The sequence below is a fragment of the Mogibacterium kristiansenii genome (genome assembly GCF_009695905.1).
Classification (GTDB): domain Bacteria; phylum Bacillota; class Clostridia; order Peptostreptococcales; family Anaerovoracaceae; genus Mogibacterium_A; species Mogibacterium_A kristiansenii.
Genome location: NZ_VUNA01000003.1, coordinates 39134 through 60436 on the forward strand (window position 1 = coordinate 39134; position 21303 = coordinate 60436).

Here is a 21303-nt window from a genome sequence, read left to right on the forward strand (position 1 = left end):
TATTTTGGGGATTAATTGATAGGATGCATTTCCTTTACGGTTTCATCCGTTACGAAACCCCTGTTGCTATGCTCTCTTCTTGCGAAGGGTCACTGCCAGACTTGCACATGCGGACAGGAACAGCACTACCATTCCCATGAAACCACTGGTGTAGTCTCCGGTCTGGATGCCGGTCGGCGTTACAACCGGTGTTTTACCGTTACCGCCACCGCCGTTGTCACCGTTATCATAGCTGTTGCTGAATACCGCCTTGTCGCCGGTCAGCTCTGCCTTCAGGGAACCTTCACCATTATCCGTCACCTTAATGGTCACATGGTAAACCTTGGTGTCATAGGTGATGCCCTTCTGCTTGTCATTCAGCTCTTCGATGGTGTACTTGTAGGTTCCGGCCTTGTCGAACGAAATTGTCTTGAACTGAACGCTTCCGTCCGCCTTATTCGTAGCACGTTCCACTTCCTCGCCGTTCGCATCCTTCAGCACGAAGGTGAACTGTCCACTCTTCAGTTTTGCGTTGTCCAGACGCTTTGTCACGCCCAGGCTTACCTCTGTCGGCTTTGCCTGATACTTGTTGGCGAAGGTAATGTCCTTCGCAGCCGGCTGGTCACCGGAGATTTCCTTGTCGATGCGGTGGGTCTCCAGCTTGCCGTTTCCGTTGTCCACAACACGTGTGTATACGGTGTAACTATTGCTGTCATAAATCACGCCGCCCTTGCCGTCATTCTCCTCACAGACAGTGTAGGTGTGGCTTCCCGGCTTTGTGTAGGTAATCTTATCGAAGGTAACCTTGCCTTTTGCGTCATTTGCCGCTTCCGAGATCACCTTGCTGTCCTCCATCAGACGGAACTTGAATTCGCCGTCCTTCAGATTTCTTCCGTGCAATTTCTTGGTGATGTCAATCTGATCCGTTACGCTGGAGGAGAGTTCCTCCACCCGATAGGTGTTGGTAAAAGCAAACAGGTTATCGGTCTCCGGTTTCCGGCTTACCGACAGGTGTCCTTCTCCGTCATCCTTGAGGGTGAGTTCGAATTCCTTGGTGCTCTTGGAATCGTTCACAACGCCCGGTACGCTTCCGGACTCCGTCACACTGTACTTGAAGGTCTTTTCACGGGAACCGTCATCTGCCGGATCCACGTCTTCCAGATCGTCAATATTGAATTCCAGCGTTCCAAAGGTTACGTTGCCGTTTCCGTCGTTGGTAACTGTTGCATCCTTCAGCATCGGAGCGCCTTCGGTCAGCGCCTTCAGCGTAAAGGTGAACTTGCCGCTGATATCCGGCGGATTCAATCCTTCCTCTGCTTCCAAAGTCTTGCTTCCGGATACGTTCACCGGAACTGCCTCTCCGGTTCCGTAGGTGTTCACAAACTCGCACTTATCTCCGGAATTCTTCGGATAGATGGTCTTCGCGGTGAGGGTTCCATCGTTGTTGTCGGTAACCTCTACCGAGAGATCGAAGCTTCCTGCAGTCACGGTAACGCCCTTTGGCAGGTTGTTTGCCGATTCTGCAACACGGTAGTACACGGTGTATACCACCTTGCCATCCTTGGTGGTCTTGGTAGCGTATCCGTCTTTTACCGCCTTCTTCAGTACGGTGCCGCTGCCTGCCGCCTTTTCGTTGGTCCGGTAGCTCAGCGCGTCGAAATGGATGCTGCCCTCTGCGCCGTTCTTCTTGGTCTGAAGTACGGTGCCTTCGCTGCCGTCACCCGGCTTCGTCATCAGCTCAAAGGTGAACTCGCCGGCTTTCAGCTTCCGGCCGGTCAGCTTCTTGGAAGCGTTGATGTCCGCCTTGGTTCCGCCGGAAACATCCGTGGATCCGTCGTACCGGTTCGCAAAAGCGAGGGTGATGCCCTTTTCGCCCATTGCCGGGTCCTCGTTGCTTACGGTCTTCCGGAACAATTCCTTACCGGACTTGTCCTTCAGTACCACTTCCGCCTCCAGAGTTCCGTCGCCGCCGTCCTTCGCGGTGATTTCCAGCGTGTACCGGCTCTCATCGTAGACGATGCCCTTTACGGAGCCCTTCACCTCTTCGAAGGTGTATGCGTACGTCTTTCCGATATCCGCCTGTTTCAGGGTCATGTTCAATCCGCTCCGTACGGTAACGGTCTCGCCGTCCGCACCGGCTTTGCCCGGTACGGTTTCACCGTCTTCCGCAATGTTCAGCTTCTTCGCCGACGCTTCGTCTGTGCCTTTCAGGGTAAAACTAAAATCATCTTCCGTCATATCCCGACCGGTCAGAACTTTGGTCATGCTCAGTCCCAGAACCTGATCCATCGGCAGATCTTCTGTCTTGTATTCATTTGTAAAGGTCTTGTTTCCACTGACAGCGGTTACCGCTGCGGTGAGCTTGCCCGTTCCGTTATCGGTAACGGTGACGGTAATGTCGCGAACCGCCTTGTCGTAGGTCATGCCCGCTGCTTCCGGACTCGGCACCTGCTCTTTCAGCTGATACTTGTACTCGCCCGCCTTCTTAAAGGTCAGTGCGCCGAATTCAATCGGAGCTTTTCCGTCCTTCACATCTGCTTTGCGGACGGTAACTTCGTCCTTCTCCGGCATCGGTGCGGTTTCCACGCCATCCGGTTTCGATACGTTCTTCAGCTTAAAGGTAAAGGTTTCGCCGTCCTTCCACTCTCTTCCGGTGAGCTTCTTGTTGAAGCCGGTGATGACCTGTACCGGATCCGTCGCTGCCGCCGCATAGGTGTTGGTGAACCGAACGGTCGGAGTGCCGGAATTGTGGTTGGAGCTGTCGTATGTTTTTACCGATTCGCCGGAACCGTCTGCGTTCTTCATGGTTACCTTGGTGACCACGTGCATGGTTCCGTCGCCGTTGTCCTGTGGTGTGATTTCCACGGTACCGATTCGTTCGTCGTAGGTCACACCCTTGATGCTTCCCTTGGTTTCCCGAACGATGTAGGTCTGGGTCTTTCCGGACATGGTCTGGTCGAAGGTAAGATCTGCCAGAACATTCATGGTGTCCGGTTCGCCGGATTCGTGCTGGTTCGGGTTGGTGATTTTCGCCGTCTGGCCGTCCTTCAGTCCATAGGTGAATTCAAATTCTCCCGCCTTCATGGTACGGCCGTTCAGCACCTTCTGAATGTTCAGGGCACCGGTGGTTCCGTATACCAGGCTGGATTCGTATTTGTTCTTGAATACGGATTTGTCCGTCCGATCCGATGCGGTGCCGTTGTTGTATTCCACCTTGGCTTTGAGTTTGCCCGGGTGATCCGCGTCGTCGGTTACGGTCACGGTCACTTTGGCAGCGTGGCGGTCATAGGTCACTCCGCCGGCCGGTGTTCCCGGTACCTTCTCGGTAATGTCAAAACGATATACGCCTTCTTTACGGAAAGTAACATTGCCGAATCTAAAGTCCTTTGCCTCGCCGTTCTTCAGATTCTTTACCGAAGCGGTATCTCCGTTCTCGGCGACGGAAACATCGTTCTTCTCAATCGCCTTCTGCGTCTCTGCGTCCGGTGTCAATTTGAAGTTAAATGCTTCGTCGGTCTTTCCGTCTCTTCCGGTGAGGGTCTTCTCGCCCGCCAGTGCCGTGTTTCCGGTAAGGGTTACGGCATCTGCTTTGTAGGAGTTCCGGAAAATCGGCATGGTCTGCAGTTCTTTTCCGTCTGCATCCAGATACTTGTAATCCGCAACTACCGTGTCCTGACCATCCACGTCATCGATGTACACGTTAATGCGCACCTTGTATTCCGCGTTGTCATAGGTCAATCCGTCTACGGTGTAGTGGTTGGATGCGGTTGCACTTTCCGGTAGGATTTCCTTCATCTTGTACTCGTAAGTGAGCGGTTCATCCTGCGTTGCACCCTTTGCATGCTCTGCCGTAAAGGTGATGTTTCCGAATTTCACGCCATTTCCGATATTCGACGCGTCCACATGTCCGGATGCGCCATCCGGCAGCGGTGCCCCTTCGGTAACCGGTGTGAGTCGGAACTTATAGTCGCCGTCCTTTAATGTCTTGGTTCCGGTGGAATCTGTAAATTCCTTTCCGGCACCCAGATCAACGGTCTGTTCTTTCGCATCATATACGTTCGCAAATGCCGCGGTTTTGTTGTCCACGGCAGTTGGGTTTGCCACTTCCGAGCCGTCATCCTTGCGGATTTTCTTCATGGTGGCATTTGCCTTCAGTCTTCCGTTCTCATCGGTCACCTTTACGGTAACGCGGTACGATGCGCTGGAGTAGGTTACACCCTGCTTCGCCGTATCTCCCGGATCCTTTTCCGTAATCTGGTACTCGTATGTTCCCGGCTTGGTGTATTCGATATCGCCAAAGGCTTTTTCGATTTCAGCCTTGGAGTTTACGTTCAGGCGGGAAACCTTCATGCCGTCCACAACAGCGGCATCCTTTGGCATCGGACATTCGTTATCCAGCGGGCTCAGAATGAACTGGAATTTCGCGTTCTTCAAATAATCCATATCCCATGCGGATGCACCGGATGCGGTTTCGAAATTCTTCTTAATCTTCAGGGACTCGGAACCCTTCAGTGTGGTGGAGTCGGCCTGATAGATATTGGTGTAATCTACCACTGCGGCATCTTTGCCGGCAACGGTTCCCTTCGCATATACTCCGCCGTCGTTGTTCGTTCCGGTCTCGCTGCCTTCACCGGCATTCCGTTGTGCAGCGCTTCCGGTGAAATGCTCCGGCTTTGCCTCGGTTACGGTGTACCGGGTTCCGCCATCCACACCGTAGATCTTCAAGGTCTGATCGTCCTTTAATTTAAAGGTATCTCCGGACTTGACAGTGAACTCGTCTCCCTCTTTGTCCGCACCGGTGTACTTCTGAGCGGTGTATTTTTCTTTTGTACCGCCGGTAAATGTCAGGCTGTACTCGAACTCCGAATCCTTCAGGCTGTCCGGAACCTGATGGCCCTCTGCCGCCTGTACGGATTTCCGAATGTCCAGCTCGCCCGGAAGTTCCTTGACCAGCTTTCCGTTGTTGCCCAGATAGGTAAACACGGTCTTTCCGGCGTAGTTGTTCTCCCATACCGGCTTGATTACCCGATTGGATGTCTGGGACTTATTGGCGCCGTCCGCCTTATTTTCGGTAAAATAAGTCAGACTGGTGGTTCTCGGTGTTCCGGCCGGGATGTAGTATTCACCCGTCTTGGTGTTTTTCTTCGCATAGCCTTCCAGGAGAAGATTGCTGTTGCCCGGAATCTTTACGGTGTATGTCTTCTTCACCGCATTTCCGGAAGCGCCCTTTTCGTAGTACTGACGCTGGTAGTAGTACGTGGTGTCGCCGCTGGTATCGATGGAATCCTTTTCCGGATGGGTACATGCTTCATCCGTGTACAGGATCTCGTCCTCCTGGAAGTAGTAGAAGTCGTTGGTGGATGCCGGCGTGAAGTTGGCATATGCGCCGATGCCTTCCGAACCCCGATTGGAAGACTTCTTGTCGTACTTGTTGGCATAGAACGCCACCTGACCGTCTTCGTTGGAATTTTCGGCAATATAAGCCTCCATCGCTTCATCCGGTCTCTCCAGCTTCTTCTCTGCCGCTGCCTTCAGGCTCACGTCATAGAAGAGTCGACATGGATAAGTGTTGTCGATGGTAATCTTATTGTCCTTGGTAACTTCATAGTATCTCAGCGGGATCAGGTTGGCCGGAATCTTTACGGTCACCTTGTCTCCCGTCGCCAGTGCGGTCGCCGCATCGGCTTTCTCTACGGTAATCTTGATATCTCTCAGATTTCCCGTCGGATATACGTGATTCGTGTTCGGAATCTCCTTCTCAAAGGTGTAGGTTACCTTAGTGGTGTTTCCTTCCTTGGTCACATCCTTTTTTGTGTAGTGGTACTGGTTCTCTGCGTACAGCAGGGAATTCAAATCATCTACCTGCATGTAGTCCCCCAGCTGATCCACCAGAGTCACGTAGCCGCTCTGCGTCGGATCCGCACCGGCTTCCACTTCCGTCGGAGACTGGGCCGTCGCGATGATTTCTTCCTGAATTTCATTGAAGATGTTATTCAGCTCCGAAGCCTGGGTTGCGGCCTTGTAGAAGGCGGTCGGCTTTCCGTCCGAATTCGTGGCACGGGTGCCCAGATTGTTGTACGCGGTCGCGTTCGGATAGTTGCTGGACATGCCGTGCATGTAGGAGTTGAACTTATCTCCGGTGCTGCCGGCATCCGCATCCTTGAACACGCCGATAGAGTATATGGTGGCGTCATTCTTGATGGTCTTCGCCGTCTGAATTGCCGTATTGGCTACGCTTTTGTCAAAACCGCTCTCGTGATTCGGTTCACCATCGGTGAAGAAGATGACGATGCGCTTCACGTTCTTGCGGTTCGGATTGGTGGTCTCGTCGCTCTTACTTTGGTTCACCAGAGTCTTCGCGTGATCCATGGCGTAATCCGCCGCGGTGGCACCTGCCGGTTTCAGCGCATTGACCGTGTTCTTCAGCTCCGCCTTGTTGTCGTTGGTGTATGTCTTATATTTTCTCACAATCTGAGTGTAGTTGTAATGCTCACCATATGGTCCAAAAAAAGGATCCTCTTCTTGGTAGGTGTCATTTCCTACTTTGTCGGTTTTTTTGCCCGCGAATTTCACCAGAGAAATCCGGCTGCGCAGGTTCTCGTTGGACCGCTCGCTGTTGGTCCTTGCCGTCTCGTCAATAAAAGAATTCACCGCCGTCTTCAGGGTTTTCATTTTATTGTTGTCATCCATACTTCCAGATACGTCCAGCACCATCACGATGTCCAGCGGAACGGTGGACTGTCCCATAATCTTCGCGGCGGAAGACAGCGCGGACAGACCTACCAGGAAGTCGGAATCCCCCTTCTTCTCTATGGTCTTCGTTCCGGAATTATCCTGCTTCTTCATCACAATGTTTCCGGCAGATACGGACTTGTCCGTCCAAATCCTCCCGATATTCTTTGTGGTGTCATCAATTGCAATAGAATCGTGCCAGTGGCTGATGGTTACATCGTCTGCCACGGCACCGGTTGCCGCGGACACTGTTGTTCCGGACATTCCAAACAGGATGGTCACGGACATCAAAAGCGTCACGATCCAGGCAACTCTTTTTCGCTTACGAAAATAGCCTATCATTTTTCCCCCTTCCTCATTCTCCCCTGCAACCCCCAGGGAAGGATGATGTCCGGCCGGTGTTCCGTGATATTGCGTACTTGCCGACCATTCATGCATTATATCTCCATGATTATTTATTTTATCATAATGGTACGGATTGAAGGGGTACTCGAAAGAGTACTTTTTTGCTTATTAAACCACAGATATATTATATATAACCACTTATTTATGCTCATTTCGGATACCTTCGGATTGGATGCGGTCCCCGCCGGCAGCCACCGCAAACGGTTGATATGTTCCCCGTTGAAAGATATAATATTTTATCGGGATGCCCGCCGGAACTCAGCTTCGCTTAAGGTATTCCGGGTATGATACGGAAAGGGATATAATATGGAAGACAAACGACGATGCCCCGGAGCCGCTTGGGTGCTGAGCCTCCTGTTCAGCCTGACGATGATGCTGTGCCTGCTGCTCACCGCTGCGGAAATTCTGCTCTATCGCACTCCGGGTTGGTTCGAAAAAGAATACGACAAATACATGGTGCTGGAGGATGTGCGAGGCGAGATGTCCATGGAATCCGCACTGCAGGTGACGGAAGAGATGATGGATTACCTCAAAGGGGACCGAAAAGATCTCACCGTGATGACCACCATCGACGGCAAGCAACAGGAATTCTTCTCCAATCGAGAAAAGGCTCATCTGAAGGATTGCCGGGCACTTTTTCTGGGCGGATTCCGTCTTCGAAATATCACGGCCCTCATCAGCATGGGAATTCTCGGGGTGCTTTGCTTCGGTCGAAATCAGCATCCGAACCGGCTCCCGGATTTCATCGTACTGGTCCCAAAAATAACCGGCGTCCTGCTGGCGATTACCGGCCTCACCGCACTGATTGTTTCCGGAAGTTTCGACCGGTACTTCGTGATATTTCATCATTTGTTCTTTGATAACGACCTGTGGATCCTGAATCCGACGGAAGATAATCTCATCAACTTGCTGCCGGAAGGTTTCTTCTCCGACACGGCATTTCGAATCGGAGAGATATTTCTTCTGATGGAACTGGCGATGTGTGCCGCCTTTATGGGGATTCGCCGGAAACGGGTGACATATAAATAGAAGATATTTTTAGCGAAAATGTTTTTAGCGGAAAGGAAAAAAGCTTATGCGACTACTTCTTGCGGAAGACGAAAAATCTCTCTCCCGGGCGCTGACCCGGATTCTGGAGAGCAGCCATTACTCGGTGGATGCGGCATACAACGGGGAAGAAGCGTTGGATTTTCTGGACGTGAGCAGTTACGACGCCGTCATTCTGGATCTGATGATGCCGAAGGTGGACGGCCTGACGGTGCTGCGCACGCTGCGGGAGCGGAACGACCTGACGCCGGTGCTGATTCTCACCGCCCGCTCCGAGGTGGACGACAAGGTGCTGGGGCTGGACAGCGGCGCCAACGATTATCTGACGAAACCCTTCGATCCGAAAGAGCTGCTTGCGCGAATCCGGGCCATTACCCGAGTTCAGACCAAGAATCCAAGCTCCGTGCTGCAGCTGGGGAACGTGACTCTGGACCGGACCAATTACGAGCTGGCCTGCGGGGAGAATTCCATCCGGCTGGCCAACAAGGAGTTTCAGCTGATGGAACTCCTCATGAGCAATCCGGGGCAGGTGCTGTCCACGGAGCAGATTTTCGAGCGGATTTGGGGGCTGGACAGCGATGCGGAGACCAGCATCATCTGGGTGTACATTTCCTATCTTCGCCGGAAATTCAAGGCTTTGGGGGCGAACGTGCTGATTAAGGCTACCCGAAACGTGGGGTATTCCCTGGTGGTGGAGGAAGAGGACTAATATGGTAAAAAAATTACGGCACCGATTCATCGCGGTGACCATCCTATCGGTATTCTTCACCATCGCGCTACTGACGATTATCATCAACGGCATCAGCTACCGAAACGTGGTAGACCGAGCGGACTGGACCCTTTCGATTCTGTCGGCCAATCACGGGACGTTTCCGGAAAGCCTGCTAATAAAAGGAAGACGCGATTCCGTGGAGGTTTCCGGCAGCGGCGATTTGGAAGAAAAATCCACCAGCATCGTTCAGAAGAAGCGCCGCTTTTCTAAATTAAATCCGAAGGATGATACCAACGACCGCAGCTATATTTTCCGGATTCAGCTGGACAACAAGGCCCGCACTTCCGCGCAGCCATTTGAAACCCGATATTTTTCGGTGCTGACCAATTCTAACGGAACCCTGCGGGAAGTGGATTCCTCCCAGCTGCTGGCGGTAAATAAGAATGCACTGGAATCCATTCAGCGAAAGGCGGAACGGAAGCTTTCGAAAGACGGAAAATGTACTTTTATTGAAGACTTCCGCTGCACCCGAGTGACGGAAAAAGGCGGAACTCGCTACGTCTACCTGGATTGCTCCCGTTCCCTGGACAATTTCCGGGCCTTCCGAAACGTCAGCATTCTGGTGTGCCTCATCGGCGTCACAATCATTTCCGCACTAATCACCTTTTTCTCCGGAAAAATTCTCCGGCCGGTGGCGGAAAGCTACGAAAAACAGCAGCGGTTCATCACCGATGCGGGACATGAAATTCGCACGCCACTGACCATCATCAACGCAGACGTGTCCGTTCTGGAGATGGAACAGCCGGACGATGCGCCCAACGAATGGTTGGAGGATATCCGGCAGCAGACCCGGCGCCTGTCCACCCTCACCGAAGAGCTGGTGTACCTGACCCGCATGGAGGAGGTGCAGAAAACCTCCGTCAACATGAAGCGATTGAATTTCTCGAAAATCGTTGGCGACGTGGCCCATTCTTTCGAATCCCGGGCCCTTGTTTCCGAGAAAAAATACAACTACGATGTGGCGGACGATCTGTTCCTGCGAGGCGACGAAAGTGCCCTCCGCAAGCTGGTGAGCATCCTCTTGGACAACGCGTTCAAATATTCTTCGGATTCCGGCGATATCCGCCTCTTCTTCTATCGTCAGGGTAAAAACATTTTCCTCACGGTGAGCAATTCCGTGGATGAGATTCAGAAGAAATCCATCCCTCACTTTTTCGACCGATTCTACCGGGCAGACAGCTCCCGGAACAGCGAAACCGGCGGGCACGGCATCGGCCTCTCCATTGCCCGGGCGGTGGTCCGAGCCCACGGCGGCAAAATTGCCGCCTACACACCGGACGGGAAGTCCCTCCGAATTAGTGCCACATTTCCGGTGTAGGAAGCAGTATAGGAAAGCCCCGGCGCTGATCGCATTGCCAGCGGCGCCGGGGCTTTTGTTAGGGCCGGCGACTGGGCCGCCTTTTCTGAATTTCAGGCCCTGGGGGTTTGCTCCCCCTTCCCTTCTAGCCCTTATTCTTCCGTCCAGGGGAGCAAACTTTTTCCTGCCCGGTGCCGGCCGCTGGGCCCGAGGTTTGCTCCCCACTCCCCGCTAGCCCTTATTCCTCCGTCCAGGGGAGCAAACTTTTCCCTGCCCGGCTCGCTGCGGCGCCTCTTTTGGGCCGGATTTCTTCTCTTCTCGGTCCCGCGGTTCGCGCTTGAAAACCGATTTCATTGGCTTTGCGGGTACCCGGGCGCGAACCGAGCCGCCGGACGGGCCGACTTTAAATGAAAGGACCGGAACCCGGGGCGCACATTCGCACCTCCCGGGTTTCGGTCCTTTCCTTACCTTTCTTTACCTTACTTTACCTTACTTTACCTTACCACAACTCTTCCCATTTGTTTTTTCCGATGCAGATAATACGGAATAATCATCGACAATGCCAGAATCCAGGCCATCGGGTAACTGAGAATTACCGTCAGCACCTCGTGGTATGCCGGAACAATCCAGGTCACCCACGGAATTCGCAATCCCAGTACGCAGCCTGTGGTGATGATGGTTGGAATTTTTACATCGCCCAGGCCTCGCAATGCACCGTTGAAAATCTCCAGGATGACGGACAGAACGTACCACGGCATGAATTGATGCATCATGGTCACGCCGATTTGAATAACATCTTCATCGGTCAGGAAGAGGCACAAAATCGGATGGGCACAGCTCATCAGCAGCACAACAAGCGACACTACCAGCAGCGACGACTGCATCAATCCCATCCGCACGCTTTGGAATATTCGCTCCTTCTTTCCGGCACCGTAGTTCTGGCCCACGAACGTCGTGACGGTCACGCCGAAGGCATTCAGGATTGCCCAGATAATAACATCGGTTTTAAAGTATGCCGCCCAAGCCGCTACGATATCCTCTCCGAATCCGTTGATGCAGGCCTGAATCAGTATGTTCGAGATGCCGTAGGCCACTGCCTGAATCGACCCCGGTGTGCCAAGCCGCATCTGATGCTTTAGAATCATTCCATTGAAACCTTCCTTCAGGTCTCGAGCCCGAAGGGACAGACGGAACGGAATCCCTTCCATTTCCTTGTTCCGCACCAGCGCTCGCATTACCAGGAATGCACTGACGCCCTGAGAAATGACGGTTGCCAATCCCGCACCGATGACCTCTTTTTTCCACACTACCACGAACAGAATATCCAGGACGATATTCAGCACGCAGCACACAATCAGATAATGGAACGGCCGCTTGGAATCGCCGATTGCCCGCAGGATGGAAGAACCCATATTGTACAGAATTACCGTGGACACGCCGCCGAAATAGATTACCATATACTGAACGGAATAGGTCATCAGGCTTTCCGGCGTCCGCATCATCACCATCGCCCACCGGCTGAGGGTCACGCCCAGCACCGTCGTCACGGCGGATGCGAGGATGCCGAATATCACCATGGTATGTAGCGCTTCATGCAGCTTCTTCTCTTCCCGAGCCCCAAAATACTGGGACAATGTCACGGATGCGCCGGCGAACATCGAGGCGAACACCATCGTGACGATATACAGAACAGTAGAGGCAGATCCGCCGATCGCCGCCAATCCCGCTTTTCCCACGAACCGGCCCACAATCACCGCATCTGCCAAACTGTAAATCTGCTGAAAAATAGTTCCGGCGACCAACGGCAGAAAATACCGAAACATCGCCCGTCCAATGCGCCCCTCCGTAATTGGATTCATCACTCCCAATTGCTCATTCATCACGATCTCCTACATAATAATTTCTCCCATGGATTATACTCCAATCGGTCCGCTACTCCGTATCTCCCAGCATAATCTTCAGGGAATCGTCCCCGAAGAAGGTGTTGGCGTTGTACAGGAACAGCACGTCCGTAACCTTTTCCGACTGAATCAGATCCTCCAGATTCTCAAAGTAGTATCGCGGATCCACCACCACGATTTCCCGGTAGTGCTGCGTCAAGAACGGAATAAAACTATTTGCGTAGGAATCCTTAATCAGCAGCAGGCGTTTCCGACCGGTCACCGGCGTTTCGATGGTATACATCGGATGGTTGCTTCCACCGAACACCGTATAGGCATCCTTCTTCTTCAAATTTTTCAGCTGATAGAATTCCGCCGTCTTCTTCTGCGTGTCCGTGTAGTAGATTACGGACTTGCGGTAATCCCGATTCGCCGGAAGATAGATCTTGATGGCGTCGTCCATCCCGTTCACGAAACCGCTCTTGGAATACAGCGTGCCCCGGAAATCATTTTTCACCACCTTCGGCGCAAAATCCTCCGGCTTGTCCCCGGTCAGGGCGCCGATGGAATTCCGGTACGCCAGATACGCGCCGTCCGTCGTCCAGTGGTGGTCCGTCCGGTAGTACAGCTGCACGTCGTCTTTTGCTTTTATAAAAGCAGACCGAATGTCAATCGGAGTGATTCCGGACTTCTCCACAGAAGCGTAGAAGTCGTCCATCTGCTTATTCTGATCGGCCATCTGTACCGTGGTCGGCAGGTTCTCCGACAGGATGTTCCCGGCGTTGGGCGCCAGCAGAAAATGCATCTTCAATTTGGAATGGCGCTTCGCAAAGTCCGCCAGTGCCGCTTCCGTCTCCTTGAGGTTCTTCGGATCCGGGGTAGTGAGGTTTTCCATCAGATAATCGTTTTTTGCCCGGTAGACTCCGTTGTTCTCCAGAACCCCCACGGTCTTGTCCGCCGCCGCTTTCACCTGAATGAAGCGGTTGCGGCCCGGAATCTGGTCGTTGGCATAATCGTCCATCTTGCTTTCAAACCGGCCATCCAAATACTCCGATACCCGAAAAGCGGGGAAGGTCTGAAGCGCCCGGTTCTCCGCAGCGGAGGTCTTCCGGTCCGGAATAAAAATTCCCAGAAGCTGCAGTCCGAAGATTACCGCCAGGAAGCAGATTCCCAATATTTTTGACATTTTAATTTTTCTGTCAACCATAATTTACCTTTCATACATTCTATACCCGATATGCCAAAGCACTTCGTTTTTCCCTAGAATCGGAAATACAGGAACGGATTGTAGGATCCGAACACCAGGTACGCGATGCTGAGAATGAGAATCAGCATCAGCAGAACGATGCCCTGCCACTCGTGTCCTTCCTTTTCCAGCCGCTCCCGGAACCACTTCATCGGTGCCGGCGTGCTGAGACACATGCCCAGCGCCAGGAGAATTCCGTGGGTGCGCAGGAGATACAGGGTTTTCATGTTGGCGAATGCGTGACCGGATACGCCCAGCATCACCGCAAAATATTTTTTCATGGCACCGAAATCCGTGATGCTGAAGAAGGTCCAGCCGATCATCACGATGACCAACGTGTACAGATGCCGTACCCATCCCGGCCATTTCTCCATATAGGGATGCAGCACGTATTTCTCGATAATCAGGAGCACGCCGTAATAGGTACCCCACAGCACGAAGTTCCAGCTGGCACCGTGCCACAGTCCGGTGAGGGACCACACAATCAGCAGGTTCAGAATATGTCTCGGCACCGTGACCCGATTGCCGCCCAGCGGAATGTACACGTACTCCCGGAACCAGGTACTCAGGGAAATGTGCCATCTTCTCCAGAACTCCGTGATGCTGTCGGAGATGTACGGATAGTTGAAGTTTTCGCTGAACTCAAAACCGAACATCCGTCCCAGGCCGATGGCCATATCCGAATATCCGCTGAAGTCGAAATAGATCTGCAATGTATAGGCGCCGATTCCGATCCAGTAAGTCACCACGGAAACATCGCTGTCCGGCAGCGCACCGATGGCGGCGTACAGGGCGCCGAAATTGTTGGCCAGCAGGACTTTTTTGCCCAGGCCGAAAATAAACCGCTTTGTGCCTTCCCCGAAATCGATCCAGTCCGTGGAGCGAACGCTGAGCTGCTCCTCCACATCCCGGTACTTGACAATCGGGCCCGCAATGAGCTGCGGGAACAGGGACAGGTACAAGGTGAAGCGAAGAAAGCTCTTCTGCGGTCCCACGTTCTTCCGGTACACGTCGAAAATATAAGACAGCGCCTGGAAGGTATAAAAAGAGATTCCGATTGGCAGGGACAGCGCCGTGTAATGGATGTGCAATCCCGTCAGGGAGTTGAAGGTATCCATCAGGAATCCGAAGTATTTAAAGAATCCCAGCACCAGCAAGTTCATGAACAAGGCAAAGAGCATGGACCCTTTGCCGGAACGTCCCTTTTCCTGAGCTCTGCCAATCTGCAGGGCGCTGTAGTAGTTCAGGAACGCGCTGTAGATCATCAATACGATGTACACCGGTTCGCCCCAGCTGTAAAACAGCAGGCTGGCCGCCAGCAGCACCAGGTTTCGAGCTTCGATATTCTTTCGCGGCACCAGGTAGTAAATCGCCAGAGTCGCCGGAAGGAAATACAATAAGAAGAGGATACTACTGAACAGCATGTCGGAACACCTCCTCGTATTTTCCCGGGTTCTCGGCAACGCAGTAGAACAGGTAGTTTCCTTTTGTCTCAATCACCGCATTGGCTAATAACTTCATCTGGTTGGTTCCGTAGCCGTCGAAGGCCTTCTCCTGAGACTGCACCCGGTTCTCTGCGGAATCTTTCAGGCCGTCCAGATCCGCGGCGCTGCGTACTTTTACCACCAGCACTTCATCCACACCCAGGGATTCCTTGCTCTTGTAATACAGATAGGAATCGTAGTTCTCGTAGTTGATGCCCATGAACTGCATCAGCTTCCGATTGTTGCACTCTTTCATTTTGCCGATATCCGTATTCTGCAGCATGGCGCTTCGGATATCCGCCATATCCACATCCCGGGCGCTGGCGGAAGCGTATATTCCCCGCAGAAACAGGAACAGCACCAATATCAGTGCCAGTCGTACCAGCACCGGCGGGATTCGATTCAATTGTTTATCCATCGTTCCTCTCATCTATAGATTTGCCTTTTCTATCATTTTATCCATCCACATCGGATAGTACGCGCTGGCCGCATGAATTCCGTCTCCCGCATAGAGATCCTTATGCGTCGGCAAAATCCGGCTGGCATCCACGTAAGTATAGCCCTTATCGTCGCACATCTTCTGCAGAGCCTTGTTGAATTTCTTATAATGTCCCAAAGATTTCTTCTGCTTGATGGCCTTACTTGTCGGCGTAGAGATGCTGCAGATATAGATCTTCGTCTTCGGACTCTTCTTGTGCACTCCATCCAGCAGTTTCTCATACCGCTTAATGAAAGCTTTGGAATCGCCTCGATAGTTGATGGTGTCGTTCATTCCGAATGCAAAGAACGCCGCCTTCGGATAGGTGGCCGCCGCCTTCCGGAACAATTTTTCATCGTTGTTCAGGGATCCCCCCACGGAACTGAATACCTGCTTCTTCGAAAGCCACTGATAGACACTCAAACCCTCGGTGAGAGAATCTCCCACCACCACGCAGTTCCGGAATCGCTCCATGTACCAAGCTCTCTTCCCACTGAGGGAGTCGCCGTTCTTCAGACTCGCATCCACCAGGGAAATGTCCTTCTCAATCTTGGCCACATCCCCCTTCTGTTCCCGGGCCACAATTTCCCGGTTGACCTCCACCTCATAGCGGGTGTACCCGTCATAGGGCCGGTTCCAATCAAAAAAATTAAACACGAAAATAAGCAGGAGTGCATACACTATGACTCCTGTCCATTGAGGTTTCCGCTTCTTTGGATCTTTTGCTATGATAATCTTCACTGTTGTCTTCTTTGTCGTCTCCATAACTGCTAATAATATACCGCAAAACAGCTCCACATTCAACCTTACTCCGATTTCAAAATTCAAAACATCCCCATTAAAAAAAATGGGATAGTTACCGGTAACTATCCCACAAATATTCGTAACGAACCGTTTTTTAATACTTATTTGTTCGGATTGAAAAGGTCCATCGCGCCGATTCGATCGAAGGCCTTGCCCAGCTCCTCGCAGCCGCAGGTACATGCGATTCGCAGGAAACCTTCGCCGCAGTCGCCGAATGCGTTGCCCGGAAGGGTCAGAACGTGCGCTTCGTCCAGAATCTTTTCAGCCACTTCCATGGAAGTCAGGCCGGTATCCTTGATATTGATGAAGAGGTAGAACGCACCCTTTGGCGGATACAGCACGTGCATGTTGTTCAATGCATTAATTCTCTCCGCTGCGTAGAACACTCTCTTCTTGTATTCTTTTACCATTGCCGGCTGGAAATCCTTGTAGGTTCGATATGCGGCCAGTGCGGCTCTCTGAGTCGGTGCCGCTACCGTAAATGCAACGCTCATGTTCACGTCAGTCATCACCTTGATGAAGTCCGCCGGAGCAATGATGTTGCCCACACGCCATCCGGTCATGGTGAAGTTCTTGGATACGGTGTTGATGATAATCGTGCGCTCTCTCATGCCCGGCAGGGATGCGAACGGCACGAACGGGTTCTGGTAGCTGAATGCGGTGTAGATATCATCGCATACCACCAGCAGGTCGTATTTCTCCGCAATTGCTGCAATCTTCTCCATGGTTTCCACGGTGAGGCAGCTGCCGGTCGGATTGCTCGGTGTGTTCAGAACGACAGCCTTGGTTCTCTCGGTAATCAGGGACTCCAGTCTCTCCACGTTAACCTGGAAATCCTCTTCCTCGTAGGTCGGAAGCTCTACCGGGATACCTCTCGACATCTCCACCTGCTTCGGATACGGTGTGAAGTACGGTGCCTGAAGAATCACTTCGTCTCCGTCGTCCAGAATCGTTTCCATTACCAGATGCATTGCCAGCGTGCCGGCTGCCGTAATGATGATTTCATCATCCGTTACATCCATATCGTATTCGTCTTTATAGAACTTGCAAATCTCAGCTCTCAGCTCCGGATCGCCTCGGAACTCCGTGTACTTGGTGTGACCTGCCAGAGTATCCTTGTAAGCCTGTTCGATTACGCCCTTATCGGTCAAAAGGTCCGGATCGCCCAGGCTCAGGTTAATCACGTCGTCATACTGTTTTGCCTTTGCATTTACTGCACCCATCGGGGACGAGCTGTCCTTCCAATAGCGTTTTGCAATGTACTTGTTTTTCATCTCCATTCCTTCCTTACAGTTCAGATGTTAAAAAAAATTTAGCTTATACAATAAACCAACCATGGTATTTATTGTATAAGCTAACAATATTTCTGTCAAGTCTTCCGGCCGGTCCTTTTTTTAACAAATCGAAAGGCATTCTTTATTTTTTCTCTCCCAAAAAGAGATTAATACCGTTCGCCGTGTTCCGATATCCGCTGGCCCTTCAAACGTTTGAAGATGATCACGATATACTTGTTGAAGATGTCCACCACGATGAAGCCCAGAGCAATGCCCACGCAAGTGAGTACCAGCGTCACCGCCTCTTCCTTGGCCACCTTATAATTCTCCAGTACCAGATAGTACATCATGTAATACAGATTCGGTCCCGGAACCAGCGGAAATACGCAGACACACAGGAAAATCGTTGCCGGCGCTCGGTTCACCCTGGCCATAATCTGGGCGAAGATGGCCACAAAGATGGCGCCGAACAATGTTGACTGGAAGTTGCTGTTGGTCATTTCAAAACATACATAATATACCGCCCAGGTAAAGAACGCTCCAATTCCGGAGTACAACACCTGAATGCCCTTTACGTTGAACCAATACGCGAATCCTACGCAAGCGATTGTGCAGGATATCAGCTGCGTTGTAAAACTCGAAGCAAGTACCAACATCTTACATCACTCCTTTCAGAAGCAGAATCGGCAATGCGATTCCCAAAGCAATACCGGTCGCACCCAGCACGGAATTCCAGATATTCACAATACCGGACAGGGTATCCCTGTGCAGCAGGTCTCGAATACCGTTGGTGAAGCCGATTCCGGAAATCAGCAGCATCACGACTCCGATGGTGATATAGTTCACGTGTTCGCCCAATCCGCATGTCACTGCCAGAATGATAAAGGTTTCCACGATGCAGGCGATAATCGCATTGAAAATCAGCGGATTGTGCTCGTATTTCCCCAGCACTTCGCCCAGTGCCACGATAATCAGGGATGCCAGCACGGCCACGATGGTGTCCATAAAATTAGTATTGAAGAAGACGGCGAATCCGGCACCGCCCATGACACCGGCTATATAGTGCTGCCACCTCGGCTGTTCCGGACGATTCATTACCTCCTGAAGCTTCGCCTGAAGTTCCGGTGCATCCGGTTTGTTTTTACAAATGAAACGGGACAGATTGTTCAGATAATCCAGACGGTCGAAATTCATCTCGCCCCCCGGGACATGACGAATCTGCGTCAGCGTTTCCCCATTCGGAGTCTCCACCGTCGCCTGTATGTTGGACGAAATCACCCAACAATTTCTTTTTTTGAAGCCATACGCATCGCACAGCCGATACAAGCTGTCCTCCACACGGCCAATCTCTGCACCGCTGTTAATCATTGCCTCCCCGAGATCGAGGATTCCCTTCAGCACCTTCGTGTAATCCATTTCCTTCCCTCAATTTTTATCAAAAAATAAAATGCTGTACCACCCGAGTCCGGATATGGAGTCCGGATAGCACAGCCATTACACTATCACATTGAAACCTTGCTTTCAATAGATTTTCATGTTAATCTTTTAATTTATGTTCAAAATTCTTTTGCGTATTTTGAAAACTTTTCACAGCCCTTTTACATCAAGTTAATCGCCCGCATAAATGCCGGAATCAGCTGCTTCTTTCGGGACAGAACCCCTTCCAAATAATAGCTTCCGTCGCTCTTCGGCGCATCCTTAAAGGCGATGTCCGCCAGCTCCTCTGCCCGGTCACCGGCGTACAGCATTTCCGACGAGGAGTTCCGAATATCCGTCAGCAGGAAGAAGACCATAGACACGCCGTTCTTTCCGCACTCGTGGCGAAGCAGCGGCTGAATCCGCTTCTTGATTTCCTGAAGCTCGTCCGCACTCATGGAACTGATCTGACCCACGCCGAAGCTGGTGTTTCCGAAAGTGAACTTCTTGTAATCCTGATAGAAGATTTCCTCTTCCGACTTGTTGCCCAGATCCGAGCCCGCTTCGAACATTTCCGTGGCAAAAGCTTCAATATCGATGTCCGCCAGCAGCGCCAGCGCACCTGCCGCCATCTTGTCCTTCAGCGTGCAGGTCGGAGATCGGAACATCAGCGTGTCCGAAATTACCGCCGCGCACAGCAGTCCGGCGATGGATGGCGCAATCTCGATTCCTTTCTCCACGAACATCTCATACAGAATCGTCGCCGTACAGCCCACCGGCTGATTGACAAAGTAGATCGGCTGCAGTGTCTGCAGGGTGCCCAGGCGGTGATGGTCCACGATTTCCAGAATCTCCGCCTCGTTGATGTTGTCCACGGCCTGGGATGTCTCGTTGTGATCCACCAGAATCACTCGCTTCTTCTGGATTCCCAGCAGGTTCCGGCGAGAGATGGTTCCCACATAGCAATCGTTGGAATCCACCACCGGAAAAGCTCTGTGGCGGGTGGACGCCATGGCCGCCCGCACCTTGTCCGTATAGTCGTCCATCCGGAACGTCATGATGTCTTCTTTCAGCATGAAAGATTCCAGGGGAACGCTTTTGTGGATTTCCATGCAAACCGCAAAAGTATCCATTGAGGTCTCGATGATGACCGCCTTTTCTGTCCGGGCCTTAGCGATAACTTCTTCGTTGGCCTTGGCTCCCAGACAGAAAATCAGCACCTTTGCCCCCTTCTCCAGGGCGCCGATCTGGTTTTCCACCCGGTCCACCATGAGCATCAAATCTCCCGGCTCGATGTGCTCCTGCATGCGCTCCACCATGGCCGCACCCACCAATACCTTGCCTTCTTCAAAGCGGTCGTCGCCATCGCCCACCACGATGGTACCGTTCACGGTATCTGCAATATCCCGGTACCGCGGCTTCATGCGAGACAGGAACCGACTGTCCTCCGCCTCCATAAAGGTCTGGGCGATGTCTCCCTTGGTGATCAGTCCGATGACCCGGTCCTCTTCTGTCACCGCAAGTGTCACCGCATCCGTCTCTGCCATGAAATCCCATGCCTGCTTGATGGTCATGTCCTTGGACGCCCCGGGCGTGCGGCGAATTTCCATGTCACATACCTGAGCACCGATGTCGCCCAAGTAATTCGGGACCGGCATGTTGAAGCGGTCCAGCACGTACATGGTCTCCTGGCTGATTTCTCCCGCCCGCATCGGAACGTAGTGGTGACTGTGGGTGGTCATGTTTTTCAAATGTGCATATGCGATAGCGGAGCAGATGGAATCCGTATCCGGATTCTTATGTCCAATTACGATGATGTTTCGTTCCTGCTGCATACTGCTCTCTCTTTCTTTTCCTGTCGTCCTCGGCCTTACTTCATGCGAATGCTCTTGATTTTCTGATCTTCCAGCGGCTTGTCCATCCACGGATCCCGCTTGGTGTTCACGATGGCATCCGCCACTTCCATACCCTTGGTAATCTTTCCGAATGCGGCATAATCTCCGTCCAGATGCGGTGCATCCGCTACCATGATGAAGAACTGGGATCCGCCGGAATTCGGGTCCATCGCTCTTGCCATGGAGAGAACGCCTCGAGTGTGCTTCAGGTCGTTCTTAAAACCGTTGGAGTTGAACTCTCCCGGAATGGTATATCCCGGGCCGCCCATGCCGTTTCCGTTCGGGCATCCGCCCTGAATCATGAATCCCGGAATGACGCGATGGAAAATCAGTCCGTCGTAGAACTTCTTTTCAATCAGGGATTCGAAGTTCTCCACCGTCTTCGGTGCGATGTCTTCGTACAGTTCCCCTTCCATTACGCCGCCGTTTTCCATTTCAATGATAAATTCTTTCATATTTGCTTCTCCTTATTGGTATATTCAATGATAGATAATTCTACAACATTATTTCCTTTCTGTGAAGTCTTACGGGCAATTCGATTTGCGGGAGTTTTCCGTTCGCTCTCGCCGGAAACTTTCGCGGGACCGATTTTCT

14 protein-coding genes are annotated in these 21303 nt (G+C 52.1%); 3 read left to right on the top strand and 11 right to left on the bottom strand.

Annotated features, from left to right (window positions below):
* Window positions 1-66: 66 nt before the first annotated feature.
* Window positions 67-7053, bottom strand: coding sequence for a Spy0128 family protein (locus tag FYJ65_RS02165; protein WP_206157272.1), 6987 nt, complete (start codon window positions 7051-7053; stop codon window positions 67-69).
* A 369-nt stretch (window positions 7054-7422) separates the two neighbouring features.
* Here FYJ65_RS02165 and FYJ65_RS02170 point away from each other — a divergent pair, with 369 nt between their 5' ends.
* Genes FYJ65_RS02170 through FYJ65_RS02180 form a run of 3 tightly spaced genes read left to right on the top strand, consistent with a single transcriptional unit; the run spans window position 7423 to window position 10253 of the window.
* Window positions 7423-8145 (top strand): TIGR01906 family membrane protein, encoded by a 723-nt coding sequence (locus FYJ65_RS02170; RefSeq protein ID WP_154553717.1) that lies wholly within the window; start codon window positions 7423-7425, stop codon window positions 8143-8145.
* Window positions 8146-8191: 46 nt separating this feature from the next.
* Complete coding sequence (locus tag FYJ65_RS02175) at window positions 8192-8872, top strand: response regulator transcription factor (RefSeq protein WP_154553718.1); 681 nt, start codon at window positions 8192-8194, stop codon at window positions 8870-8872.
* Between the two features lies 1 nt (window position 8873).
* Complete coding sequence (locus tag FYJ65_RS02180) at window positions 8874-10253, top strand: sensor histidine kinase (RefSeq protein WP_154553719.1); 1380 nt, start codon at window positions 8874-8876, stop codon at window positions 10251-10253.
* 473 nt (window positions 10254-10726) lie between these two features.
* Here the strand turns inward: FYJ65_RS02180 and FYJ65_RS02185 are convergent, their stop codons facing one another.
* The 10 genes from FYJ65_RS02185 to FYJ65_RS02225 all read right to left on the bottom strand — a co-directional run bounded on the left by FYJ65_RS02185 (window position 10727) and on the right by FYJ65_RS02225 (window position 21164).
* Window positions 10727-12112, bottom strand: a complete 1386-nt coding sequence (locus FYJ65_RS02185) for an MATE family efflux transporter (RefSeq protein WP_154553720.1) — start codon at window positions 12110-12112, stop codon at window positions 10727-10729.
* Between the two features lie 52 nt (window positions 12113-12164).
* Window positions 12165-13298, bottom strand: coding sequence for a DHHW family protein (locus tag FYJ65_RS02190; protein ID WP_235898171.1), 1134 nt, complete (start codon window positions 13296-13298; stop codon window positions 12165-12167).
* Window positions 13299-13372: 74 nt separating this feature from the next.
* Window positions 13373-14782, bottom strand: coding sequence for an MBOAT family O-acyltransferase (locus FYJ65_RS02195; protein ID WP_154553722.1), 1410 nt, complete (start codon window positions 14780-14782; stop codon window positions 13373-13375).
* Window positions 14769-15260: a DUF4358 domain-containing protein gene (locus FYJ65_RS02200; protein ID WP_206157273.1), complete on the bottom strand. Its 492-nt coding sequence runs from the start codon at window positions 15258-15260 to the stop codon at window positions 14769-14771. Before FYJ65_RS02200 ends, FYJ65_RS02195 begins: the two co-directional genes overlap by 14 nt.
* Before the next feature lie 12 nt (window positions 15261-15272).
* Window positions 15273-16085: an SGNH/GDSL hydrolase family protein gene (locus FYJ65_RS02205; protein WP_206157274.1), complete on the bottom strand. Its 813-nt coding sequence runs from the start codon at window positions 16083-16085 to the stop codon at window positions 15273-15275.
* Between the two features lie 140 nt (window positions 16086-16225).
* Complete coding sequence (locus FYJ65_RS02210) at window positions 16226-17398, bottom strand: aminotransferase class I/II-fold pyridoxal phosphate-dependent enzyme (RefSeq protein ID WP_154553725.1); 1173 nt, start codon at window positions 17396-17398, stop codon at window positions 16226-16228.
* A gap of 167 nt (window positions 17399-17565) precedes the next feature.
* On the bottom strand, window positions 17566-18054 hold the full coding sequence (locus tag FYJ65_RS09620) for a threonine/serine exporter family protein (protein ID WP_235898172.1): 489 nt from the start codon (window positions 18052-18054) through the stop codon (window positions 17566-17568).
* Between the two features lies 1 nt (window position 18055).
* Window positions 18056-18814: a threonine/serine exporter family protein gene (locus FYJ65_RS09625; RefSeq protein WP_235898173.1), complete on the bottom strand. Its 759-nt coding sequence runs from the start codon at window positions 18812-18814 to the stop codon at window positions 18056-18058.
* A gap of 182 nt (window positions 18815-18996) precedes the next feature.
* Window positions 18997-20649, bottom strand: coding sequence for a putative manganese-dependent inorganic diphosphatase (locus FYJ65_RS02220; RefSeq protein ID WP_154553726.1), 1653 nt, complete (start codon window positions 20647-20649; stop codon window positions 18997-18999).
* 35 nt (window positions 20650-20684) lie between these two features.
* A complete protein-coding gene (locus FYJ65_RS02225) occupies window positions 20685-21164 on the bottom strand; it encodes a peptidylprolyl isomerase (protein ID WP_154553727.1) in 480 nt (159 codons plus the stop codon).
* Between the last annotated feature and the right edge of the window lie 139 nt (window positions 21165-21303).